This window comes from Methanococcoides orientis, from assembly GCF_021184045.1.
GTDB classification, from domain to species: domain Archaea; phylum Halobacteriota; class Methanosarcinia; order Methanosarcinales; family Methanosarcinaceae; genus Methanococcoides; species Methanococcoides orientis.
The window spans coordinates 1,605,184-1,621,380 of the sequence record NZ_CP073710.1; the positions used below are offsets into that span (position 1 = coordinate 1,605,184).

Annotated in this window: 19 protein-coding genes; 5 read left to right on the forward strand and 14 right to left on the reverse strand. The window is 44.7% G+C overall.

All coding sequences use genetic code 11. The features are described from left to right. Position 1: 1 nt before the first annotated feature. The 14 genes from fpoN to J7W08_RS07770 form a co-directional block, all read right to left on the reverse strand. Positions 2–1,456, reverse strand: a complete 1,455-nt coding sequence (gene fpoN / locus J7W08_RS07710; protein ID WP_233083946.1) for a F(420)H(2) dehydrogenase subunit N — start codon at positions 1,454–1,456, stop codon at positions 2–4. A gap of 3 nt (positions 1,457–1,459) precedes the next feature. Beyond that, positions 1,460–2,947, reverse strand: a complete 1,488-nt coding sequence (gene fpoM, locus J7W08_RS07715; protein WP_233083947.1) for a F(420)H(2) dehydrogenase subunit M — start codon at positions 2,945–2,947, stop codon at positions 1,460–1,462. Further along, positions 2,947–4,944 carry a F420H2 dehydrogenase subunit FpoL gene (gene fpoL / locus J7W08_RS07720; RefSeq protein ID WP_233083948.1) on the reverse strand — a complete coding sequence of 666 codons (1,998 nt, stop codon included), beginning with the start codon at positions 4,942–4,944 and terminating at the stop codon, positions 2,947–2,949. The genes fpoM and fpoL overlap by 1 nt, the downstream gene beginning before the upstream one ends. Positions 4,945–4,946: 2 nt before the next feature. Next, positions 4,947–5,249, reverse strand: coding sequence for a F420H2 dehydrogenase subunit FpoK (gene fpoK, locus J7W08_RS07725; protein WP_233083949.1), 303 nt, complete (start codon positions 5,247–5,249; stop codon positions 4,947–4,949). Continuing rightward, positions 5,249–5,599: a F420H2 dehydrogenase subunit FpoJ gene (gene fpoJ, locus J7W08_RS12240; protein WP_259370104.1), complete on the reverse strand. Its 351-nt coding sequence runs from the start codon at positions 5,597–5,599 to the stop codon at positions 5,249–5,251. The genes fpoK and fpoJ overlap by 1 nt, the downstream gene beginning before the upstream one ends. After that, positions 5,592–5,861 (reverse strand): NADH-quinone oxidoreductase subunit J, encoded by a 270-nt coding sequence (locus J7W08_RS12245; RefSeq protein WP_135609334.1) that lies wholly within the window; start codon positions 5,859–5,861, stop codon positions 5,592–5,594. Before J7W08_RS12245 ends, fpoJ begins: the two co-directional genes overlap by 8 nt. Position 5,862: 1 nt before the next feature. Then, positions 5,863–6,270, reverse strand: coding sequence for a F420H2 dehydrogenase subunit FpoI (fpoI, locus tag J7W08_RS07735; RefSeq protein ID WP_233083950.1), 408 nt, complete (start codon positions 6,268–6,270; stop codon positions 5,863–5,865). Positions 6,271–6,274: 4 nt separating this feature from the next. Further along, positions 6,275–7,309: a F420H2 dehydrogenase subunit FpoH gene (fpoH, locus tag J7W08_RS07740; RefSeq protein ID WP_233083951.1), complete on the reverse strand. Its 1,035-nt coding sequence runs from the start codon at positions 7,307–7,309 to the stop codon at positions 6,275–6,277. A gap of 5 nt (positions 7,310–7,314) precedes the next feature. Next, positions 7,315–8,439, reverse strand: coding sequence for a F420H2 dehydrogenase subunit FpoD (gene fpoD, locus J7W08_RS07745; protein WP_233083952.1), 1,125 nt, complete (start codon positions 8,437–8,439; stop codon positions 7,315–7,317). Positions 8,440–8,448: 9 nt separating this feature from the next. Then, entirely contained in the window at positions 8,449–8,925 is a 477-nt protein-coding gene (fpoC, locus tag J7W08_RS07750) for a F420H2 dehydrogenase subunit FpoC (protein ID WP_233083953.1), read from the reverse strand. Positions 8,926–8,934: 9 nt separating this feature from the next. After that, a complete protein-coding gene (fpoB, locus tag J7W08_RS07755) occupies positions 8,935–9,489 on the reverse strand; it encodes a F(420)H(2) dehydrogenase subunit B (RefSeq protein WP_048195283.1) in 555 nt (184 codons plus the stop codon). Beyond that, on the reverse strand, positions 9,477–9,872 hold the full coding sequence (gene fpoA / locus J7W08_RS07760; RefSeq protein ID WP_048195285.1) for a F420H2 dehydrogenase subunit FpoA: 396 nt from the start codon (positions 9,870–9,872) through the stop codon (positions 9,477–9,479). The genes fpoB and fpoA overlap by 13 nt, the downstream gene beginning before the upstream one ends. A gap of 281 nt (positions 9,873–10,153) precedes the next feature. After that, positions 10,154–10,660, reverse strand: coding sequence for a hypothetical protein (locus J7W08_RS07765; protein ID WP_233083954.1), 507 nt, complete (start codon positions 10,658–10,660; stop codon positions 10,154–10,156). 24 nt (positions 10,661–10,684) lie between these two features. Further along, entirely contained in the window at positions 10,685–11,104 is a 420-nt protein-coding gene (locus tag J7W08_RS07770) for a DUF22 domain-containing protein (protein ID WP_233083955.1), read from the reverse strand. Between the two features lie 289 nt (positions 11,105–11,393). Between J7W08_RS07770 and J7W08_RS07775 the strand changes: the two genes are divergently transcribed. The 5 genes from J7W08_RS07775 (at position 11,394) to cofH (J7W08_RS07795) (ending at position 16,197) form a co-directional block, all read left to right on the forward strand. Next, a complete protein-coding gene (locus J7W08_RS07775) occupies positions 11,394–11,555 on the forward strand; it encodes a 4Fe-4S binding protein (RefSeq protein ID WP_048195291.1) in 162 nt (53 codons plus the stop codon). Further along, positions 11,552–12,823 carry a phytoene desaturase family protein gene (locus tag J7W08_RS07780; RefSeq protein ID WP_233083956.1) on the forward strand — a complete coding sequence of 424 codons (1,272 nt, stop codon included), beginning with the start codon at positions 11,552–11,554 and terminating at the stop codon, positions 12,821–12,823. The genes J7W08_RS07775 and J7W08_RS07780 overlap by 4 nt, the downstream gene beginning before the upstream one ends. 244 nt (positions 12,824–13,067) lie before the next feature. Further along, positions 13,068–14,057, forward strand: a complete 990-nt coding sequence (cofG, locus tag J7W08_RS07785) for a 7,8-didemethyl-8-hydroxy-5-deazariboflavin synthase subunit CofG (protein ID WP_233083957.1) — start codon at positions 13,068–13,070, stop codon at positions 14,055–14,057. Beyond that, positions 14,057–15,127, forward strand: a complete 1,071-nt coding sequence (gene cofH / locus J7W08_RS07790; protein WP_233083958.1) for a 5-amino-6-(D-ribitylamino)uracil--L-tyrosine 4-hydroxyphenyl transferase CofH — start codon at positions 14,057–14,059, stop codon at positions 15,125–15,127. Before cofG ends, cofH (J7W08_RS07790) begins: the two co-directional genes overlap by 1 nt. Then, a complete protein-coding gene (gene cofH / locus J7W08_RS07795) occupies positions 15,127–16,197 on the forward strand; it encodes a 5-amino-6-(D-ribitylamino)uracil--L-tyrosine 4-hydroxyphenyl transferase CofH (protein ID WP_233083959.1) in 1,071 nt (356 codons plus the stop codon). The genes cofH (J7W08_RS07790) and cofH (J7W08_RS07795) overlap by 1 nt, the downstream gene beginning before the upstream one ends.

The window sequence follows — 16,197 nt, forward strand, 5'->3', positions numbered from 1 at the left end:
TTTAAATTCCTCCTGGGATCAAAACTTTTGCAGCTTCCATTGCCATGTTCACAAATGGTTCCGGCCAGAAGCCAATTGCCAGTACACCTACAACAGCAAGGAGAAGTGCAACGACATATGGCGCTGGTTCTGATACCCTCTCACCCTCTGCTGGCATAGCATACATGTACCTGACAACTCTTGCGTAGTAATACAGTGAAAGTGCGCTGTTAAGGATAGCGATCACTGCAAGCCAGACAAGTCCTGATTCAATTGTTGATGAGAACAGGACAAATTTGCTCATGAAACCTGCTGTTGGCGGGATACCGGCCAATGCCATTACAAAGATGGTCAGACAGAGTGCGGTTATAGGCATTCTCTTACCAAGACCTTTGAAGCTGTCAAGATGATCAGCTTTCAGTATATCCTTGTTCTCTGATGTTGCCATGTAGACCACAGCAGCTGTTGCAATGAAAGCTCCTGCCTTCATAAAGCCGTGTGAGAGTGCATAGAGTATACCACCAGTCAATGCCATTGGGGTCATGACCACAAATGCAATTGAAATGTATCCTGCCTGAGCAAGGGATGAGTATGCAAGCATGCGCTTTACACTGGTCTGGGACAGAGCCACGATGTTACCGTATGTCATTGTGATAACTGCGAGGATAGCAAATGCCATCTGCCAGTCTGCCTGAAGGGCGATAAGACCTGTGATAAAGACCTTGAAAGCTGCAACAAAACCCATCTTCTTGGAGCCGGCTGCCAGAAGTGCAGATACCACGGAAGGTGCACCCTGATATGTGTCAGGTGCCCACATGTGGAATGGAACAAGAGCGATCTTGAAACCAAATCCTGCAATGAGCAGTACGAGGGAAAGAATTCCCATTGGACTACTTGCCAGCAGACCGATGTTCTGGGCAACTTCAGGAATGTTAGTTGTCCCTGTTGCACCGTAAACATATCCGATACCGAGCAGCAGTAGAGCAGCTGAAAGGGATCCGATCATGAAGTACTTCATTGCAGCTTCTGTGGATGCAGGGTTCTTCTTCTCGAAACCTGCAAGACCATATGTTGCAAGACTTGCAAGCTCGAATGCAACGAAGAGCACCATGAGATCATTTGCTGATGCTACCATCATCATACCGATGGTTGCGAAGAGCACGAGTACATAGTACTCATCAGCATGATCGTTGCCATCAGTGTATTTGATGGATGCTATGGACACAAGTGTCGCAACTGTAAGGAACACGAGCTTGAAGAACTGTGATAGTGCATCAATGCTCAGTGAGTTCGAGAACATGACTGCAGTGGTGCCAAAGCTGTTGAGTGTCAGAGCAAAGGCAACAAGACAACCAAGTGTTGCTATGTATCCGAGTATTTTCTTAGATTGAGCTGAAAGGAATAATCCTAACAGCAATACAGTAAGTCCTGTTACCAGGAGCGTTATTTCAGGTGCGAGTAACATTAGATCTACCATTTCTCACACCCCCATTACAGCCATAAGGCTGACGATCTTTTCTGAATTCGTTATCATCATATCCAGCACCGGACTTGGGTTCAGTCCAAAGTACAGTACAAGCAGGGCGATTATTCCCATGGACAGTGTCTGGTAGGACGAGATGTCCACGATCTCACCAAGCTTCTCATTGAAAGTACCGAACATTGCCCTTTGCAATGCCCACAGGTGATATGCAGCTGTAATCACGATAGCCAGCAGTGCAATGATCACATAGATTGGCACATTAATGAAACTGAATGTCAGCACAAGGAACTCTGCAATGAAACCGGTCAGTCCTGGCAAACCAAGTGATGCCATGAAACCGAGTACCATTATCACTGTGAGCTTTGGCATCTTCTGTGCCAGACCACCAAGGTCATTGATGATCCTTGTACCTGTTGAAGTCTGGATCACTCCGCATGACATGAACAGAATGCTCATGATCAACCCGTGTGAGAACTGCTGGAACATTGCACCGGATACTGAAAGACTCACAAGACCAGCGCAACCAAGGGTAACGTATCCCATGTGACTGATACTGGAGTATGCGATCATTCTCTTCAGGTCCTTCTGTGCAAGTGCAAGGAATGCACCGTAAAGGATGCTCACTGCACCAAGAGCTCCCATGATAGTTATCATAAGGCTTGGGGTTGCTGTGAATGGCAACATTGGAAGCATTACCCTGAACAGACCATATCCACCGATCTTAAGCAGGATGAATAGTACACTGCCTGCTGTTGGTGCCTCGGAATATGCATCCGGTAACCAGGAGTGGAATGGAACTACAGGAAGCTTTACAATGAATCCAAAGAGCAATGCAAGGAATATTGCATCCCTGAGAATTCCGGATTCAAAGAACTGGAACTGGCTGATCAGGTGAGCCATGTCCATGTTCGGGGAACCGGTAAGTGACCATGCGTTGAAGTACAGTCCAAAGATACCCAGAAGCATCACAAGAGATGCAACGTGAGTGTAGATGAAGAACTTGATAGCTGCATGCTTCTTGTTGGAGCCACCCCAGATATTGACCATGAAGAACAATGGTACAAGGGTAAGTTCCCAGAAGATGTAGAATATGAAGAAGTCAAGTGATACGAAAACACCAATGACTGCTCCCTGCATTGCAAGTATCAGACCATAGAATCTGTTAGGAGCTGATCTGACATCATCCCATGTATATACGATCAACAGCGGGATGACGATAGCATTGAGCAGTATGAGAGGCATTGAAACGCCATCAACACCAAGGTGATAGCTGATTCCCAGGGATGGGATCCAGTTTGCCATTTCCTCGAACTGCATAGCTGCGGTCGTACTGTCGAATGAGAAATACATGTAGAGGGTCAGGACCAGCGTGATGAGAGTACCCACTAAAGCGGATATCCTTGCCTGTTCCTTTGTTTTTGTTAAGAATGTTACTGCTGAAAATAAAATTGGTATCAGCACGATCAAAGATAATATTGGTAACATTAGAAGACCTCCATGACCAACTTGATCAGAACGACCAGTAGTCCTACACCTGCAACAACTGCTGCTGCATAGTGCTGTATGACACCTGTCTGGAATTTCCTCAGGGAGTCACCTGCCTCGATAAGCAAAGTACTGGTACCATTGACAAGCCAATCCAGCATCTTGTCTGAGTAGAAACCTGCGAGTGCTAAGCCCTCATAGATTATCTTTATAGAGAAGATCTCAACAAAGATCTGGTGTTGATAGTACCTGTTGTAGAGCAACTTGTAAACAGGGTTGTTCCTTGAAACGATACTGCTCATGTCAACTACTCTCCTGTTATAGATCAGGTAAGCAATTACAAGACCTGCGACTGCAACGATCAGAGGCATCCAGAGAACAAGAAGTGGTTCGTGTCCGTGGTGTGCGAGATGGTATCCGCCAAGCTCTGCAAGTGCTTCGATATCCATGTGAGCAAAGTTCTCTTCAATGAAATGATAGAACGAAGTTCTGGTCAGTGCACCGAAAACGACTGCAAACACTGCAAGAATAGCCAGAGGCACTGTCATTGATGAAGGGGACTCATGCCCGCCATAATCTGTCCTTGGTTTTCCTGTAAAGGTCATGAAAATTAACCTGAAGATATACAGGGATGTAAGGAATGCTGCTGTAATAGCAAAGAGGTAGGGCATCCAGCTACCGGTTTCTGTTGCATACAGATATGCAGACTCGATTATTGGATCCTTACTGAGGAAACCACTGAATCCGAGGCTTGTACCTGGAATACCGAAACCTGCAAGCGCAAGTGCTGCAGCGGTCATTGTAGCGAATGTGATCGGCATGACCTTGCCTACGCCACCAAGCTGTCTCATATCATGTGTACCAACAGCGTGGATAACGCTTCCTGCACAGAGGAAGAGCAATGCCTTGAAGAATGCATGGTTGATGAGGTGGAACATTGAAATTCCAACAGCTTCTGCACCAACTACTGCACCAAGACCAAGACCAAGAACCATATATCCAAGCTGACTGACAGTTGAATAAGCAAGCACTCTCTTAAGATCGTTCATTACGATACCCATTGTTGCTGCGAACAGTGCAGTGAAAGCACCAACGATAGCAACGATGATCAATGAATGAGGTGCTGCAAGGAACATTGGGAAGGTACGTGCTACAAGATAGACACCAGCTGTAACCATTGTTGCTGCGTGGATAAGAGCTGAAACGGTCGTTGGACCTTCCATTGCATCAGGCAGCCACACATGAAGCGGGAACTGACCTGACTTACCAACTGCACCACCGAAGAACAACAGTGTAACAAGTGTCAGGTGACTTACTTCCATACCCAGTATCGTTGAATTAATAGCAACAAGATCCGGGATCAAATGGAACATTTCACTGAACTGAAGGACGTATACGCCTTCCGGAAGTATTCCATTGTATACTGTAAATATGTCTGAGAATAGCAGGACAATACCTGCAAGGAACATAACATCTCCAATCCTGGTTGTCAGGAATGCTTTCTTTGCAGCAGATGCTGCTCCAGGTTTATGGAACCAGAATCCGATAAGCAGGTATGAGCTAAGACCCACAAGCTCCCAGCAAATGAACAGCTGAAGGATGTTGTCTGAAAGGATCAGACCAAGCATAGCTGCTGTGAAGAGAGCGGTCTCTGCAAAGTACCTTGGCTTAGCAGGGTCGTGTGACATGTAACCCACAGCATAGATGTGGATAAGCAGGCTCACAAAAGTGACCATTGAAAGCATTACCGCTGCAAGCGGGTCGATCAGTATTCCGAGATTGAGTATTGCGAACCAGTGAACTGACTGAGTAACAACATTCTCAGGGTTCTGCAACAGACCCACAGTGATAGCCAGTGATATCACACATGAAATGGCGATTGCCACGATCGGAATAATTGCACCGCCAGATGGCAATTTCTTCCCAAGGAAGAATGTAAGCACAAAGGCAAGTGCGGGAAGTAGTGGTATTAAAAATGCAAGGTTTTCCATTGCCATTTTTACCACCTCAGTATGTTAAGTTTATCAACATTGATCATATCTCGCATCCTGTAAATTGACATGAGTATTGCAAATCCGACAGCTGCTTCTGCTGCAGCCAGTGCAATAGAGAACAGTGCAAATACCTGCCCTGTCATGTCATCGTTGTAACTTGAGAAGGCGACCAGGTTTATGTTTGCGGAATTTAACATAAGTTCCACACACATAAGCATCCTGATACCGCTCTTATGTGACATAAATCCATAGAGACCTATGGAGAACACGATAGCTGAAAGACCAAGATACCAGTTTAACGGAATCATCAGTTATCATCTCCTTTTGCCAGATAGATGGCACCTATCAGTGAGGAAAGTAACACTACAGAAAGGATCTCGAATGGTATCACAAAGTCTGTAAAGATAAGGACACCCAATCCTTTGATGTTACTTGGATCAGCGATATTCTGGGGAAGCTGTTCAACAGTTGTCCATCCTGTACCATAAAGTGAAACAAGTACCACTGCAAGGAACAAGCCTGCAATGATCATCCTTGTAAATGACTTAAGGATGGTCTCGACTGAAGGAACCTCCATATCCAACAACCTCAAGATCTGCCTCTTTGGGTTGAATTGATGGACAATTGAATCCATAATAGTTGGACGTTCGTTAGTCATTGTTCTCACTTCCCATATTCTTCTTAGTCAACATAACTGCGAAGAGTATCAGAACTCCAATTGCTCCTACATACACAAGGATCTGGACAACACCCAGGAACTGTGCATTGAGCATAATGTATACGATAGCCACTGTGAACATTGAGAGAACGAGAGCAAGTGCTGCACGTACTATGTCCCTTGAAACTATTGTCAGTATCGCTAAAGAGATCAATACAAGAGCGACAATAGCAAAGATGGCACCTTCGATTATACCTGTCATTTCACTCACCATTCTCCCCTACCGGAACCTCACGTGCCAGCATGTCCGGGGTATACAGTAATTCCTCATGAGTCCACCTGATCACACCTGTGGTGTAGACCTTTGTGCTTGAAAGAGCACCATGTGGACATTGATCAATACAAAGACCGCAGAACAGGCAGTGACCAATATCGATGGCAGGGAACCACCTTGTCTTATCACTGTCCGGACTAACCCTCGCCCTTACGATCTTTATCGCACTGTTAGGGCAGGTATTAGCACAAATTCCACAGCCTATACATTTACTTTTATCAAGTTTTTGAAGCCCTCTGAACCTGTCAGGCAACTCAGAGGGGACCTCAGGATACCTTCTGGTAATAGGGGGCTTGTAGATGTTCTTAACAGCTCTAGCAATATTTTTCAATACCATGGTATCACGCTCCCAGGTAAATACCCAACATTATTGCCCATCCAAGGTTCAATAATGATAATGGGAGAAGTCTTTTCCAGCTAAGGTCAACAACCTGATCGATCCTGAACCTTGGAACTGCCCATCTTAGCATGATGATCGTCAAAATGACAAGAGCAACCTTCAACAAGAAGTATATTGTTGGAAGGAAAATTCCCAGGATAGTGATGTTGGTCAGGAATGCAGGTAAATTCCATCCGCCGAGGAACAATAGTACAACAAGCATTGAACCAAGGATCAGGTGAATATATTCTGCAAAGAAACCAAGACCGAATCTCATACCACTGTATTCAGTGATCCAACCTGCTACCAGTTCTTCTTCAGACTCGTTCTGGTCGAATGGAAGACGCCCCATATCGGCCATCAAAGCAACGAAGAAGACAAGGAAACCAAGAGGTTGAAGGAATATGAACCAGATCGGGCTCTGTGCCTGTGCTATCTCAACAATGTTCAGTGAACCTACCATGATAGCTATACTTACCATAGTGATACCGAGTGGAACCTCGTATCCGATCATCCTTGCAAAGTTCCTGAAAGCACCCAGAAGTGAGTACTTGTTGTTTGAACTGTATGCATACATGAACGCACCGATAATAGAGATAGAAGATACCGCTTCAATGTAAAGAAGACTGATATCCATCTCAGTTGCCACGATCGGGTACTCTACGCCATTAATGACAACAGCACCGAATGGTATTGCGACAAGCATCATGAATACGGATCCCATAAGAGCGATAGGTGCAGAAACGAAAAGCAACTTATCAGCTTTTGAAGGGATCAGATCTTCTTTGGTCATCAGTTTGATAGCATCAGCAACAAGCTGGAAAATACCAAAAGGACCTACATATTTAGGACCAAGCCTGAACTGGATATCACCTGATAGTTTACGCTCGAACCATACAACTAACATTGCACCGCCGAAAACCGCGCCGATCAAACAGAGGCCAAGTAAAGTACGGAGCCAGGGGTTGAATATAATATCAATACTTTCTGCTGACATTGTAATCACCTGTCCGCCTCACTGGTACAACCGTCCATACTACCTGCAATAGCTGCCACATCAGCAACAGTGGTTCCTTTTATGAGTGGAGGCAATGCCTGCATGGTCGGATAGACCGGTCCCCTTATCTTTACACGATGAGGTTTATCTGAGCCATCTGAAACGACATAGAAGCCCATCTCTCCACGTGGATCTTCTACCCTGTGGAAAACATCGCCTTCAGGAACCCTCATTGTAGGAGTCCTAACACCATAAAGGGAATCCTCATAGAAGAGAGGTCCGCTTGGCATCTGGTCCAGGCACTGTTCTATAATGTACATAGCCTCTAACATCTCATCGAGCCTTACTTCGATACGGGCTGCAATGTCACCATCTGTAGCTGTGCACACCTTGAAATCAAGGTCCTTGTAAACAAGATATGGTTCATCTTTCCTTATATCAAAAGCAACACCTGTTGCACGAAGTGCTGGTCCGGATACACCCAGATCCCTTGCGGTCTTTGCCTCAAGGGTACCGACACCGAAACAACGCTGCTTGTAGATCTCATCGCCATTGAACAGTCTTCGGTATTCAGCGATCTGTTCCTTAAGACCAGCAAAGATGGTAGCAGATTTTTCCCTGAATCCTTCAGGAAGATCGCCACGTACACCGCCGTACTTGAGGAATGTGTGTGTAACACGTGCTCCTGTTACCATGTCCATCAAAGTCAGAATATCTTCCCTTTCCTTGATGGTGTACATGAACATTGATACAAAGCCAATGAACTCACCGAACTCACCCATACCAAGCAGGTGGCTCTGAAGTCTTGAGAGCTCCTCGAGGATGACCCTTATATATTGGGACCTTTCCGGAACTTCGATATCTGCAAGTTTCTCTACAGCACCAACGTATGCTTCTTCGTTGGTCATTGCTGTCAGGTAGCAGATCCTATCAACGATAGGAATACCCTGGAGATACGTCTTGCTCTCTAAAATCTTTTCAATACCCTTGTGAATGAAGCCTAACTCGATCTCAGCATCAACGACAGTTTCTCCCCTAAGCCTCAGGTTCAACCTGAAAGGTCCGGGCTGCATTGGGTGCTGTGGTCCGAGGTGGACTATCATTTCTGATGGGCCTACATTTTCATCCATATTTAAGCCTCACACCAAATTTCTGGCAGTCGTGTTCGGGAAGCCTTCATAATCTTTTCTCAAAGGCCAATCCCCTAACAGCTCCTCTGGAAGAACAAGCTGTCTGAGGTCCGGGTGGTTGTTGAACTTAACACCGAACAGTTCGTAAATTTCTCTTTCGTACCAGTTAGCATTCCAATAGACAGGAACAATGGACTCGATCTCAGGAGCATCCCTTGGAAGCTTCACCTTAATGGTAAGCAATACAGGATGGTCGTATGAAGCTATGTGATAGACAACCACGATCTCGTCCTTTTTAGGATAGTCTATTGCAGTTTCGCTTGAAAGATGGTCAAATGCAAGTTCATCTTTCAGGTACTGGCAAACGTCTTTGATCTTTTCAGGTTCCAGATAAGCAGAGATCCTTATGTCAGAATCTACCTTTGCGTCCGTAAGGGAATCCTGGAACTTGTTGACCAATGAATCAATAATGCTTTTTGCATCCATGATATAACCTCAATAATCCGTTCCATGGTCCTTTTTGGCCATGATCTTCTTCTGAAGCTCAAGGAATCCCTGAAGCAGGGCTTCCGGCCTTGGTGGACATCCTGGAATAAAAACGTCTATAGGGAACAATTTGTCAATGTTCTGCACTGTGCTGTAGGATTCATAGAAAGGACCACCACTAATAGAGCAGTCACCCATGCATATTACCCACTTTGGTGCAGCCATCTGTTCCCAGAGTTTCTGAAGTGCAGGAAGGTACTTCCTTGTCACATATCCACTGATGATCATGACATCTGCATGCCTTGGGGAATTACGTGGAATGATACCGAACCTGTCAGTATCATAGTGAGCACAACCTGTAGCGATCATTTCCACACCACAGCAACCCATTGGCTGAGTCATGAACCATAGGGAATTCTTCCTACCCCAGTTTATTGCATCCTGTGCTTTTGTCTTTTTCAAGAAATCAGTGATAGCCATGGAAGTGGTGGTAATGACACCTGGAATCTCTTCCACGTACTCTTCCTGATCCTCAACTGGTACATTATCGTTTAATTCATCCATTTAAGAGCACCCTTCTTCCATAAGTAGGCATATCCAAACAACAAAACGAAAATGAAGATCAACATCTCGACGATCGCTGTTACCATATCGACACCATTGCCTATGTATACCATAGCCCATGGGTAAAGGAAAAGAACTTCGATATCGAACAGAACGAATGCGATCGCATAAAGATAATACTCAACATTGAACTGTATTCGCGCATCTCCTAACGGATCGGAACCACATTCATAGGTCGCATATTTATTAGGTGATTTGCTTCTGGGGCTCAACAACTTGACCATAGCCATTGTTGCAGGTGGCATCAGAAGCGAAACAACAAGAAACACAGCAACCGGAATGTAACTATTGATAATATTGCTACTATCGATTATTACTGACATGATGAATCACCTGATGATTACTAATCGTAGATATTACAATCGTAGATATAGTATTCTCTATATAACTATTTCCAAATACTAGTCATTCATGATAAAACATGACGATATATAGAATAGACAGTATACATAATTAAAGAATAAAATAGGTAATATATATTTCTAGTTTAAGTCATAATAAATGAAATTTACAATGAATACTAGAAATGATGAAAAAGCTGATCAAAAAATAGTAATTAAAATAAGAATGCTGAGAAGCAGGTGATGCCCTGCTTTCCCAACCCTCAGACCAGTTTAGGTGAGAAGTATTTCTTGATCATGGCACCACAATTTGAACAGGAAATAACAAGCCATTCCCCAACTTCTTCCGATTCATACTTGTCAAAGATGGATGAGCCGCAACTGGGGCACATATAATGCTCCTTAAAGTAGTAATGATAGAACTGAGGAGTCATCTCAAGCCAGTCAAGAACTTCATGCATGCGCTCAAAATAACGCTGTTTAGAAGGGTTCTTGCTTTCCTGAATAGCATCTTCAGCACGCTCAGTCACATCTTTTGTATATTTATGCGATTTTGTAGTTATCTTCTTATAATCGCTCACATAACGAGTAGTATTGTCCAGATAGTGCAGATAGCCTTCATGTGCTTTTGGCTTTGAAGCATCCTGCACGGTCTTCATGAAATACTCGCCCATCACATCTTCCATAATATCTGCACATGCAGTACAGATATTATAGCCCTCATATAGCTTATAGTCCTGATCATCTCCGCAGATCACACATTTTTCCATATAGGACACCCCCTGCAGTTATTCTTATTTGACCAGTACAGGCTTCATCGCTTCCCTTGTGAACATGATCGGGAAGATGTTAAGCACACCAAGCAGGTCCCCTGCACGAACCTTTCCGGTTTCCTGTCCGAAAACATAGACATATTTGATCGTTCGTGGCTTCTCAACGAGGCAGTTACCTTCCTTGGAAGCTACCTTCAGGACAGAAGCTACCGCGTGGTAAGTAAAAGCACACGGAATTGCGAGAGTATCCGCATCCAATGTGACCTCCTGAATAGCGATCTTCTTGTATTCGCCGGCACGGAGTTCTACATCCTCCTCGGAGATCATCATCCCCCACTTCGCACGGGTGGCGATAGTGAATTCATAGGGTGCGGCCTTGAACTTCTTTGAAATCAATTCACCGTCTTTACGAGCTACTACTTGTATCGTTTCCGTGGACATAAAATCACCATACTAGATGTTAGCATGTTTAGTATAAATAGATTGTCATTATTGTTAATGAACAATTTAGAGTTGACACTAGCAGAAGTTAAGAAAAGAAGAGAATCAAATCAAGTACCCAAGATAATAACTATAAGATAATATGGCATTTCAATATTAATAATTACTTAAAGAATACTACAAAAGAGCAGGACAAAATATGAAGCTTCAATCGATTATTGACATATGAATTGAACAAAATCCTTTTGAGCATTGAAGGAATTAAAAGAACAAAACTCGAGGGAAATTAATGAAAGTCAATGAAAACTGTGTTGGATGTGGCCAGTGCACTGCATTTTGTAAGAAAGATGCGATCATTGTTAAAAGTAAGGCATATATCACAGACAAATGCGTAGAATGTGGGATATGTGCAGCATACTGCCCCATGAAAGCTATAGAGGTAGCTGAATGAAGGTCATAGTAATAGGCGCCGGACTTGGCGGTTTGCTAAGCGCGGCAAAATTATCAGGAGCAGGGCATGAGGTAGAGGTATTCGAGCGCTTACCCATGACAGGAGGCAGGTTCACTAATATTGATATCAAAGGATACCAGTTGAGCACAGGCGCACTCCACATGTTACCACATGGCCCAACCGGACCATTGGCACAACTCCTCGAGGAAGTGGGGGCAGATGTTACCATCAAGCGCGAGGAAGGAATGGCCTTCATGCGCATCTTCGAAGACATTGACAACAACATTTATGAAGACGTGCCCTTTGGAAAGTTCGGAAAGGTGTTCTCACTCTGGAACAGGATAAAACTTGCATATTTCATGATGGCCACCAGGAAAAATCCTCCAAAGGACTGCTCCTTTGCAGAATGGCTTTCAAAGCACCTCGATGAACCTCTTGCACATCAAATGGCAGACTCATTCTGCGGCTGGGCACTTAGCCTGAAAGCAGCCGATGTTCCTGTGGAAGAAGCATTTGAGATATTCGAGAACCTGTACCGCCACGGAGGCCCCGGGGTACCCATCGGAGGTTGTAAAGCTGTTACTGATGCACTGGCAGATGTTGTCAGGAACAATGGTGGAACCATACATACTGATAAAGAGGTCGCAGAGATCATCATCGAAGATGGAAAAGCTTCAGGTATCCTTATAGATGAAAAAGAATATCCTGCAGACCTTGTCATAAGCAATATCGGACATCATTACACAAACGACCTTTGCAAAGAGGTACAATCCGATGAAGAATACAAAAAGTACCTGGACAAGATAAAAATTGTCAAACCATCTGCAGGAGTTAAGATCTGCCTTGCCGCAAACGAACCTTTGATCGGGCATGGAGGCGTTCTGTTCACACCCTCAGCCAGACGTGTGAACGGTATCAACGAGGTTACCAACATCGACCCCGGACTTGCACCAAAAGGAAAACACCTTGTCATGGCCCACCAGACGACCCAGTGGGACAGGATCCCCTACCTCGAAGAGGAGATCGATCTGGGTATCAAAGACCTTGAAGAGATCTTTGCAGGCAAAGACTTCGAAGTGCTCCTTACACAATCTTATTACAACGGCTGGCCAGTTAACAGGTCATCATCAGGTTCAGACATTGGCAATACAACACCCATAGAAGGGCTGTACGTAGTGGGTGATGGCGCAAAAGGCAAAGGTGGAATTGAAGTTGAAGGCGTAGCCCTTGGCGTTAAGAACACCATGAACCTCATTCTGGGCAATTAAAACCTGACAAAACTTATTTTGATGACGGAGTATTGTCCGTCATCACTATTTGATCATATATATTCAGCAGGGAACCACTAATCCCCTGCACTTTTATTTTTACCCTGACCTATGAAAAGCCGTTGTTAATTTATTAAACAAGGTTGACAGTTATGACCAAGCTTTACCCTCACAGACCTGATCTGCTTCACAAATGTACCTTCGATTAAACTTATGTACTAATTCCTTCATTCATTGACCAATTATGCCCGAATTTGTGACATTCTCACGCAATGTATTCATTCCTGTTACGAATATTTGCAGGAACCGTTGCGGATACTGCACCTTCAGGCGCGACCCGGACCATCCGGAAGCCCGCCTCATGAGTGTAGAGGAGATAATACCGATCCTGAAAAACGGAAAAGAAGCAGGATGTACTGAAGCACTTTTTGTTTTTGGAGAATATGCAGAAGAGGTTCCCGAATACAGAAAAGAACTCAAAGAGATGGGGTATTCCAGCACCATCGAGTATGTCACTGAGCTTTGTGAACTTGCCATAGAGATAGGAATGTTGCCGCATACCAATGCAGGCATTCTTGACCGGCATGAACTAGAGATGCTAAAACCACTTAACGTCAGCATGGGCCTTATGCTGGAAACCACTGCAGAACTGAAAGCCCACAGCGAATCTCCGGGAAAGGCCCCTTCCAAGCGGATCAATATGATACGCACTGCCGGAGAACTGCAGATACCATTCACAACAGGCATACTTGTAGGCATCGGAGAAAGTATCGAGGACAGGAAGCATTCCCTGGAAACCATCGCATCGATCCATAAGGAGTTCGGACATATTCAGGAAGTCATCATCCAGAACTTCATGCCAAAACCGGGCACTCCAATGGTGGATCATATCCCACCTACAAAGGAAGAGATGATACAGACAGTATCCCTAGCAAGGGAGATACTGCCGGATGATGTTTCTGTTCAGGTCGCACCAAACCTTATCGAACCCCATATACTGATACAAAATGGAGCCACTGACCTTGGAGGAATTTCCCCCACCACCATCGACTGGATCAATCCTGAAGCTGAATGGCCAAGTGTGGTCGATCTTCAGCAGATGACAGGAAAAATACCCCTGAAAGAAAGATTACCGATCTATCCACATCATATTAAGAAAGGATGGTACAGCAGCAACCTTTCCGACCTTATACAAACACTTACCGACAAAAACGGATTCAAGAGGAAACAGTAATGATCCCCGAAGATATCGTAGAAAGAGCATACATGGGCACCACTACCAAAGAAGATGCTCTTAAACTACTGGAAGTGAAACCCTTTGAACTATATGCACTGGCAGACCAGCTGAGAAATGAAGCAGTTGGAGATAACGTCACATACGTTGTTAACCGTAACATCAATTTCACAGACAAATGTGTCGGAACATGTGGATTTTGTGCATTCAAGGATAAAAAGGGATACCTGCTCTCACCTGAACAGATCAGGGAAAAAATTGATGAAGCAGTTGCATCAGGTGCCACCGAGCTGTGCATCCAGGGAGGATTGATGGAGGATGTTAAACTCGACCTCTACCTGGATATCCTCAGGGCAGTAAAAGAAGACCACAACCATATTCATACTCACTGTTTCTCACCAATGGAAGTTTACCATGCTGCCACATCCAATGGACTGACCATTGAAGAAACTCTTGCTGAACTTAAGAAGAACGGATTGAACACCATGCCCGGGACCGCTGCAGAGATACTGGCAGACCGGGTACGTGAGATAATATGCCCGGGAAAGATCACAAGACAGCAATGGATAGACATAGTGACCGCCGCACACCAGGCAGAGATACGTACAACTGCCACCATGATGTACGGACATGTGGAAACATGGGAAGAACGAATTGATCATATACTCACCATCCGCGAGATCCAGAAAAATACCGGTGGTTTCACAGAATTCGTGCCACTTCCATTCATGCCTTATAATAACAGTATCGGGGAAGAGATGCTTAAAAAAGGCCAGTTCATGACAACCGGAGTGGAAGACCTGAAAGTCTATTCCCTGGCACGTATTTTACTCAACACTCACATCGAGAATATTCAGGTAAGCTGGGTAAAACTTGGAAAGAAGCTTGCACAGGTTGCCCTGCTATGCGGTGGCAATGATCTTGGAGGCACACTAATGGAAGAAAGCATATCAAGATCAGCAGGAGCGTCTAATGGGGAGGTCATCACTGTGGAAGAGCTCGAATGGATCATCAGGGCTGCAGAAAGAACACCTGTCCAGAGAGACACACTTTACAGGAGCATATTATAATGACCATTCCCGAAGATATAATTGAACGGGCATACAAAGGAAACGCAACAAAAGAAGATGCACTTGCACTTCTGAATGTTAACCCCTTCGAACTTTACACATTCGCAGATGAACTGCGCAAAGAGGCAGTTGGCGATACAGTGACCTATGTAACCAACCGGAACATATACATCACCAATATGTGCAAAGGAAACTGCGGATTCTGTGCTTTCCGGGAAGGAGACGGATACATACTTACCATTGAAGAGATACTCGAGCAGGTAGGTCAGGCAGAAAAGGCCGGTGCTGTTGAGATCTGCATCCAGGGCGGCTATCTCCCACAGCTTGATCTTGAATTTTACAATGAGATCGTAAAAAGCATACACACCACTTATCCAAATATGACCATACATGGATTTTCACCCATGGAGATCCACTATGCATCATCCCTTTCAAAAACACCCCTTGAAGATGCTTTTGGCGAACTCAAGAAGAACGGACTGGGCACACTTACAGGAACATCTGCAGAGATACTTTCAGACCGTGTACGAAAGATCATCTGCGAGGATAAGATAACAACAGACCAGTGGGTAGAGACCATAAAAGCATCCCACAGGGTCGGCCTGCGTACCAATGCCACCATAATGTACGGACATGTGGAGACATGGGAAGAACGTTTCGACCACATACTTACAGTGCGAAATATCCAGCAAGAGACCGGAGCGTTCACCGAACTGATAACAATGCCTTTCATGCCTTACAACAACCGTGTTGGCGAGGAAATGCTGAGTTCAGGAAAGTTCATGACCACCGGCATGGATGACCTCAAACTAATAGCAATTGCAAGAATACTGCTAAACAAGCATGTCGATAACCTTCAGGCATGCTGGGTCAAGCTCGGCAAGAAGCTTGCACAGGTAGCTTTATCCTGCGGGGCAAATGACATGGGAGGAACTCTTATGGAAGATCAGATCACCCTGGCATCCGGAGGAGCGAACGGGGAATACCTATCACCGGAAGAACTGGAATGGATCATCACAAGTGAAGGCCGCAAACCAATGAGAAGGAATGCATTATACGAGGAAATATAA

What these genes read in the sequence shown, in the direction of transcription:
- fpoN (WP_233083946.1), bottom strand. Translation starts at nt 1,456, where the DNA reads ATGGTAGATCTAATGTTACTCGCACCTGAAATAACGCTCCTGGTAACA.
- fpoM (WP_233083947.1), bottom strand. Translation starts at nt 2,947, where the DNA reads ATGTTACCAATATTATCTTTGATCGTGCTGATACCAATTTTATTTTCA.
- fpoL (WP_233083948.1), bottom strand. Translation starts at nt 4,944, where the DNA reads ATGGCAATGGAAAACCTTGCATTTTTAATACCACTACTTCCCGCACTT.
- fpoK (WP_233083949.1), bottom strand. Translation starts at nt 5,249, where the DNA reads ATGATTCCGTTAAACTGGTATCTTGGTCTTTCAGCTATCGTGTTCTCC.
- fpoJ (WP_259370104.1), bottom strand. Translation starts at nt 5,599, where the DNA reads ATGACTAACGAACGTCCAACTATTATGGATTCAATTGTCCATCAATTC.
- J7W08_RS12245 (WP_135609334.1), bottom strand. Translation starts at nt 5,861, where the DNA reads ATGACAGGTATAATCGAAGGTGCCATCTTTGCTATTGTCGCTCTTGTA.
- fpoI (WP_233083950.1), bottom strand. Translation starts at nt 6,270, where the DNA reads ATGGTATTGAAAAATATTGCTAGAGCTGTTAAGAACATCTACAAGCCC.
- fpoH (WP_233083951.1), bottom strand. Translation starts at nt 7,309, where the DNA reads ATGTCAGCAGAAAGTATTGATATTATATTCAACCCCTGGCTCCGTACT.
- fpoD (WP_233083952.1), bottom strand. Translation starts at nt 8,439, where the DNA reads ATGGATGAAAATGTAGGCCCATCAGAAATGATAGTCCACCTCGGACCA.
- fpoC (WP_233083953.1), bottom strand. Translation starts at nt 8,925, where the DNA reads ATGGATGCAAAAAGCATTATTGATTCATTGGTCAACAAGTTCCAGGAT.
- fpoB (WP_048195283.1), bottom strand. Translation starts at nt 9,489, where the DNA reads ATGGATGAATTAAACGATAATGTACCAGTTGAGGATCAGGAAGAGTAC.
- fpoA (WP_048195285.1), bottom strand. Translation starts at nt 9,872, where the DNA reads ATGTCAGTAATAATCGATAGTAGCAATATTATCAATAGTTACATTCCG.
- J7W08_RS07765 (WP_233083954.1), bottom strand. Translation starts at nt 10,660, where the DNA reads ATGGAAAAATGTGTGATCTGCGGAGATGATCAGGACTATAAGCTATAT.
- J7W08_RS07770 (WP_233083955.1), bottom strand. Translation starts at nt 11,104, where the DNA reads ATGTCCACGGAAACGATACAAGTAGTAGCTCGTAAAGACGGTGAATTG.
- J7W08_RS07775 (WP_048195291.1), top strand. Translation starts at nt 11,394, where the DNA reads ATGAAAGTCAATGAAAACTGTGTTGGATGTGGCCAGTGCACTGCATTT.
- J7W08_RS07780 (WP_233083956.1), top strand. Translation starts at nt 11,552, where the DNA reads ATGAAGGTCATAGTAATAGGCGCCGGACTTGGCGGTTTGCTAAGCGCG.
- cofG (WP_233083957.1), top strand. Translation starts at nt 13,068, where the DNA reads ATGCCCGAATTTGTGACATTCTCACGCAATGTATTCATTCCTGTTACG.
- cofH (WP_233083958.1), top strand. Translation starts at nt 14,057, where the DNA reads ATGATCCCCGAAGATATCGTAGAAAGAGCATACATGGGCACCACTACC.
- cofH (WP_233083959.1), top strand. Translation starts at nt 15,127, where the DNA reads ATGACCATTCCCGAAGATATAATTGAACGGGCATACAAAGGAAACGCA.